This is a genomic window from Candidatus Hydrogenedentota bacterium (assembly GCA_019695095.1).
GTDB lineage: Bacteria > Hydrogenedentota > Hydrogenedentia > Hydrogenedentales > SLHB01 > JAIBAQ01.
Genome location: JAIBAQ010000081.1, coordinates 20,147 through 27,303, shown reverse-complemented (window position 1 = coordinate 27,303; position 7,157 = coordinate 20,147). Strand labels below are relative to the sequence as shown.

General features: G+C 60.2%; 3 protein-coding genes. 2 read left to right on the top strand and 1 reads right to left on the bottom strand.

Translation table 11 applies throughout. From position 1 onward, the window contains the following. The first annotated feature begins 503 nt into the window (after positions 1-503). Both K1Y02_14405 and K1Y02_14400 read left to right on the top strand, forming a co-directional pair. Positions 504-3,110: a DEAD/DEAH box helicase gene (locus tag K1Y02_14405; GenBank protein ID MBX7257550.1), complete on the top strand. Its 2,607-nt coding sequence runs from the start codon at positions 504-506 to the stop codon at positions 3,108-3,110. A gap of 629 nt (positions 3,111-3,739) precedes the next feature. Beyond that, positions 3,740-5,551: an FGGY-family carbohydrate kinase gene (locus tag K1Y02_14400; protein ID MBX7257549.1), complete on the top strand. Its 1,812-nt coding sequence runs from the start codon at positions 3,740-3,742 to the stop codon at positions 5,549-5,551. A gap of 41 nt (positions 5,552-5,592) precedes the next feature. Here the strand turns inward: K1Y02_14400 and K1Y02_14395 are convergent, their stop codons facing one another. Further along, positions 5,593-7,056: an aminotransferase class III-fold pyridoxal phosphate-dependent enzyme gene (locus K1Y02_14395; protein MBX7257548.1), complete on the bottom strand. Its 1,464-nt coding sequence runs from the start codon at positions 7,054-7,056 to the stop codon at positions 5,593-5,595. Positions 7,057-7,157 lie beyond the last annotated feature (101 nt).

Below are 7,157 nucleotides of genomic sequence, written 5' to 3'. Positions count from 1 at the left end.
GACATGCCCCCCTTGCCCCGTCAAATTGCACGGGGACACCCCCCCAGACGACTGACGACCCAGGCAAGCGACCCTTGAATCGTCAATTTGCATGGGGGGTGCACCCCCTCTCGGCGCAGTGCCTGGCACGGGACGCAGGCAAGATGCCTGCGACACAGTTCTTGCCAAACGTGCTTGAACAAACCGTCTTACTCTGTGCCCTCCGTGCCTCTGTGGTGAATCTCTCCGGGTGCCAGCAAAGATGTCCGGTGGAATTGTCGTAGCCGAGGGCCCCTTGAACCGCCGAATTGTTCCAGGGGGTACTCAGGGAATTTGGGGACTGACACAAGCGGAGCGAACGTAGTGAGCGAAGACGTGTCTGTCCCCAAATTCCAAGGCGAACTACTCACAAGTTCCAAGTCTCCGCCGTCCCATTGTCTCGGACCTATTGACATCTGAATCTTTATTCAGTATACTTCCCCTTGGACCGAGAACCGGCTCAGCCCCGGTCCGAGGAGAGTGCCATGAAAATGACGGAATTGCTGCGGTACGACATTCCCCCGGAAATTATCGCGCTTTGGCAGAAGCAGGAGAGCGAATCCCTGCTGCCGTTGCAGGAGATGGCCGTCAAGCGGCACAACCTGTTCGGGGGAGGCAATCTCATCATCCAGGCGCCGACCAGTTCCGGTAAGACGTTCATTGGCGAGATGGCCGCCATTCAAACCGCCCTCCGCCGGAAGAAGGTGCTCTACCTCGTTCCATTAAAAGCCCTCGCCGAGGAGAAGTACGAGGACTTCCGCGCCAAGTATTCGGAATACGGGATCGACGTCATCATCTCCACGCGGGACCACCGGCACTTCGACGAGGCGCTCGAATCCGGCCGTTTCTCCATTGCGGTCGCCGTCTACGAAAAACTGTCGCAGATGATCGTCCGCCGTCCGGAACGCCTCGAAGAGGTGGAGTTGGTCGTGGCGGACGAACTAGAAATTCTCTCCGACCCCGAGCGCGGGGCGCAGGCGGAGTTACTGCTTACCCGGCTGCTGCAAAGCAAGCGGCGGCTCATTGGTCTTTCGGCGGTGATCGGGCATGCGGACAAATTGGCCAAGTGGATGGGGGCGGACCTTGTCCACCACGACCGGCGGCCCGTCGAGCTGCGCTACGGCGTACTTCACAACGGTGTCTTCAAATACCGCACTTACAACGAGTACGCGGAAACCCAGGAAGACTTCGTCAATGCGCATTCCGAATCGGCATGGGAAGAACTGACGACGAATCTATGCGAGTTCGTCAAGCGGGACGAGACGTGTCTGGTGTTCGTCAAGGCGCGGCACGAGTCGCGGCGGGGTGCGGAACTGCTTGCGGGGCGCGTCGCGTTGCCGCCGGCAAAGCATGCGCTGGAGGCCTTGCGCCGCCTCGAAGCCACCCACTCCCGCGACAGTCTCTTGAACACGCTGGCCTCGGGCGTGGCGTTTCACAACGCCGACCTGTCGCGGGAAGAGCGCCTCATTGTTGAAGCCGGATTCCGCTCCGGCGAGATCAAGGCCGTCGTGGCGACCAGCACCCTTGCCATCGGACTCAACCTGCCCGCGCACAACGTCTTCATGGCCTCCGACAAGTGGCGTTACGATTCCCGATTCGGCATGCCGTGGAAGACGCCTGTTCTGCGTTCGGAATACGAGAACATGGGCGGACGCGCGGGACGCTACGGTTCCGGCGCGCCGTTTGGACGCTCCATCCTGATTGCAATGACTCCTTTCGATCAGGCCACGTTGTGGCGGAGGTATATCGAAGGAGAACGCGAGCGCGTCGAACCGCAGTTGGCTCGCGACCCGCTAGAAAATCATGTGTTGCGACTGGTGGCGTCGCGCGCCTGCTTCACCGAAGAGGAATTGCAGACTTTCCTTGAGAACACCCTCACCGGCGTGTGGATTTGGGCCGAGACCTATACCATCGACGAGATCGAGTTCCGTATCCGCTCCGCCGTCAACCGCGCCGTCGATGCGGGCATGCTCGCCAAGGACGCGTCAGGAAGGCTATCGGCAACTCCGTTCGGGCAGGCCGTGGCGGCAAAGGGCATTACCATCGCGACAGCCTTGGAACTGGCGCACTGGGTTCGCGAATCGGAGACGCGGGTCTGGTCCGAGCTTGACCTCATCCTCGCGGCGGCGATGACTCCCGATGGGCGCATGGTGCAAATCTCCTTGACCTCGCGCGAATACGAACGCGCGGACTATCCGGGGGTGCTTAAGCGGCTGACCTTGGACGAGGACCTTTCCGCGGACGTCCCCATGAACCGTCTGCGAAACTGCAGCCTGACCCCTTTCTTCGAAGAAGTCCGCGCGATCAAGATCGCGCTGTTCCTCATGGACTGGATCGACGAACTGCCCATCTACGAAATTGAAGACCGGTATCACACCTTCTTTGGACAAATCGTCGCGGCGGCGGACCAACTCAGTTGGCTCGTCGATACCACGTCGGCCATCGCGGGAGCCTTCGGAGGCAATCGCGAGTTTATCGACCGTATCGCCCGCCTCTCGGAACGCCTGCAAAACGGTTTACGCGAGGCCGCGCTTCCGCTTGCCCGGCTGCGCCTGCATGGCCTCACGCGCAACGCGATCCTCGCGCTCGAAGCCCATAACCTGCTTGAACCCAGGACGATTGCCTCCGCCCCGGCCCAGGTTCTCGCGCAATGGATGCCCACCACAACGGCCCACGATCTCCGCTCCTGGGCCCTTTGCCACAACGACGAGGACCCTACCCCATCCGGTTGGGAGGCCTCCCCATCGGCCTCCCAACCAATCCTCGTCGTAGACGACCGGCGCCCGGACGAAGTCTGGATCGAAGGGAAGCCGGTCCGTCTTCAGGAAAAGCAGTTCCGCATGCTGCGGACCCTCGCCGCCGCGCCCGGGGAGTGCGTACCCTATGAAACACTCTACGATGCCGTTTGGGGAGATGCCGTCGTGGAATCCGTGCAGATGCACTTCCAGAAACGCCAGATCATTCAGCGGATCAAAGAAGTTGCCCCCCTGCGCAGCGGACTTATACGAACAATCCCCAAGCGCGGTTTCCTGCTTGAACTCGCCCCTCAGGAAGTGGCGCTACTCCCCGCCACGGTCGGCAACGCGGCGTAAACCAGGCTGCGCAAGCGGTTTCCCCTGCCCCACTGCGGAGAGGAATTTCCTGCTTCCCAAATTATGACTCAATGGCTAAAATATGACCTATCGTTCAGGCGACCGGTAGACACCCGGCCGCCGCAAAGATATGATGGGGTCCAAGGGTAGCCGGGGAGCACGAGACTCGTGAGCAAATACGATAGTTACCGCGAAAACGTCCTGCGTGTGAGTCAAACCTTATCGAGAGATGGATACTTCGGAACTCGTTCGGGTACCGGAGGCAACGTGTCCGTGCTCATCGACGACGAAGACGCCATCGCCATTACGCCGTCGGGCAAACCGTATGAGAATATGGCACCCTCGGACATCTGTATCGTCGGACTCGACCAGCGATGGATCGAGTGCTCATCGGAACCGTCGGTGGAAACGGGCATGCACATCGCCGTCTACCAAAACCGGAAAGACGTAAACGCCGTCATCCACACGCATCAGCCGTATGCGTCAATCTTCGCGCTGTTGAACCATCCCATCCCGGCGTTGTTCGATGAGGTGGCCATTACGATCGGGCCCAAGGTGGAGGTAGCGCCGTATGGACTCTCGGGCAGTCCGGAACTGCTGACAAACGTGGTGTCCAAACTGGACAATCGATGCCACTGCTATATTCTCCAGAATCACGGTGCGCTGAGCATCGGCCGCAACCTCGAAAAGACAGCGCACTACGTCGAACTCCTCGAAAAGACCGCGTGCGCGTATTACCGCGCTTTGAGCACTGGTCTGCCCATTACCGAACTGCCCGAAGAAGTTGCAATGGGTGTGTTCGAGTTTACGAAGAGTTCACAGGACATGGAGATCGCCCGCAAAGAAAGCCGCGCGGCCGAAGCCAAGTGAGTAACGAACCCTGCATACTCGCCGTTGACTTAGGCACGTCCGGGTGCAAAACGGCGCTGGTCACCACGCGAGGCCAAGTCCTTGGCTGGGAGTTCGATCCCGTCACCACGGTACACCTCCCCGGCGGGGGCGCGGAGCAAAACCCCTCCGACTGGTGGGACACGCTCGTTTCGACGACGCGCCGTATCCTCGCCGACAATCTCGTTCCGCGCGAACGGATTGCGGCCGTGTGCTGCACGACCCAAGGCGAAGGCACCGTGGCCGTCGATGCCGACGGCCGCGCGCTGATGAATGCGATCCTCTGGATGGACTCGCGGGGTGCAAAATGCCTGCCCGAGATTATGGGGGGCATGCCGAAAGTCAGCGGCTACAATGCGCTTAAGCTGCTCCGATGGATTCGCCTTACCGGGGGAGCGCCGTCGCAAACGGGCAAAGATCCCGCGGCGCACATGCTGCTTATCAAACACGACCACCCGGAAGTCTATCGCGCAACGCACAAGTTCCTGAATGTGCTCGACTACATGAACCTCCGGCTCACGGGCAAGTTCGTAGGCACGTTCGATTCCATCATCACGTCGTGGGTCACCGATAACCGCAATCCCGATGCGATCCACTATTCGGACGCCCTGCTGCGCGGGTGCGGCATTGAACGCGAGAAGTTCCCGGATATCGTGCCCTGCACGCAAGACCTGGGCCCTATCACAAAGGAATTCGCAGAGGCCGTCGGTCTGCCACCGACGGTGAAGGTTGTGGCCGGGGCCATCGACAATACGGCGGCTGCAGTTGGTTCCGGCGCCGTGGACGACTACGCGGCACACTTATACATCGGAACGTCGTCGTGGCTCGCCGCCCACGTGCCGTTCAAGAAGACCGACATTGCCGCGTCGCTCGCATCGCTTCCCTGCGCAATTCCAGGACGCTACCTGCTCACGGCCTTGCAGGCTACGGCTGGGGGCAACCTGACGTTTCTGCGCGACAAGATTCTGTATCACAAGGACGAACTGTTGCAGGAAGCGCAGACGCCGGATGTGTACAAGATCATGGACCGCATCGCGGACCGTGTGCCCGCGGGCAGCAACGGCGTCATGTACACGCCATGGATCTTCGGCGAACGCGCGCCCGTCGAAGACCGCACCGTGCGGGCTGGGCTCTTCAACCTATCGCTTGAGAACTCGCGCGAGGACATCATTCGGGCCGTAATGGAAGGGGTCGCGTTCAACACGCGGTGGCTGCTGGTTCCGTTTGAGCGTTTCACCAAACGCAGGACTGACTCCATCACCATTGTGGGTGGCGGGGCCGTTTCGGATGTATGGTGCGGAATCTTCGCGGATGTCATGGACAGATCGATTCTGCAGACCAAAGACCCCATTCAGGCTAATGCGCGCGGCGCGGCCTTCATCGCGGCACTCGGGTTGGGTCACATACGAGCCAGCGACATCCCCGGCTGCGTCGAGTGTAAAAAGACGTACACCCCCACCCCGGAACATCGCGCCGTATACGATAGGCTGTACAGCGAATTCGTGGCGATCTACAACAAAACAAAAGGCATCTATCGCCGGTTGAACGGCTGACAGATGCCTCGCGTATCGATAACCTACAGCGCGGCGTCCTTCTAGGCGTCCACGCCTTCCATGCTCCCCAGGACGCGCCGGAATGCGGCAAGCGCATCGTCAATCACGGCGTCTGTGTCGGCCATGCTTGTGTAAATGCGGCTTCCCGCGAGCGTAATGATCCCTTCGGCGGTAAAGGCCGCGCCAATCTCTTGGGCAATGCGTTTGCGCTCGAATACGTTTTCGAAGAAATTGGGATCGGTCAAATTGACCTGCAGCAAGCCAGCCGTTTCGAGGTGCACAATCGAGCCATGATTAAAGACCACGAACGGAAGTTCGAACTCGTCGATGATCGTTTGAAGACCCGCGCACAACCTATCGCCCGCGCGTCCAGCGAGAACCGGCGCATTGGTCCGCTGCATTTCGGTGATGGCGAAGTAACCCGCGGCGCAACTGATGGGATTGGCCGACAAGGTGCCGCCCACAAGAACGCGCTCTTGCCCGGAACCGATACCCGCGCCCAATCGCGCCATGATGTCGGCGCGGCCGCCGACCCCGCCCGCCGCGGGATAGCCACCCGCAACGCACTTTCCGAACACGGTCAAGTCGGGCTTGACGTTGAAATAGCCCTGCGCGCCGGATAGGCCGACGCGGAATCCCGTGACGACTTCGTCGAAGATCAGCAACGCGCCGAACTCGTCGCACAGTGCACGCACGCGCTCGTTAAAATCGCGCGTGACGGGGCGTGTGGCGCTCTCGGGTCCAAGCGGCTCGACAATCACGGCGGCGGTGCCGCCCTTCTTCATGTTTCCTTCCAATAGCGCCCGCAATCCTTCGGGGCCGTCGATATCGTTGGGAAAGAACTCTTGCGTGTGCGCAAGGCACTCGTCGGGAATGCCGGTGGACTCGAACGCTCCCGACCCGGGTATACGCAAGCTGAACGTGAGTTGGTCGCTCCACCCGTGGTATCCCGCGCCGACCTTGATGACCTTGGACTTCTCCGTGAATGCGCGCGCGACTCGAATCGCAGCCATGCAGGCTTCGGTGCCGCTCCCCAGCATACGGAACATCTCGACGGACGGCATCAACTCATTGATGAGCTTCGCGAGCTTAAGTTCATACTCATGAAAAAGTCCCGTAACCGGGCCGCATTCTTTCAGGAGTTCGATGACCTTGTCGCGAACTGGAGCGTAATTGCTGCCCAGCACGGTCGGGCCGCCCGCCTGAAGAAAATCGATGTAGCGATTGCCATCCACGTCCCAGAGGTAAGGGCCTTCGGCTTTGGCGATATTCAATGGGAACGGGTAGTTGAATGCGAGGTTGTGCTGCACGCCGCCGGGAATGTACTTGGCGGCCTCGGCTGTCGAGGCTTTGCTGCCCTTGCAGCGCGTTTCGAAGTAGCGAAGGTACTCCTCCATCTTATCGCGACGAATCGAGCGCGGTGGCACGCTAACAAGCCGCTCGCACTTCGCAAGGATATCCTGGGTATCGGGCCAGTAAGACAACGCAAATTCATGTGACGCCATGGTAAAGCTCCCTCGCTTCCGTGTACGGTCATCGTATTTCGCTGGGATACCTCAGATCAATTCGCCCCCCGGACTAAGCGTGCACCCATCCACGGCAAGCT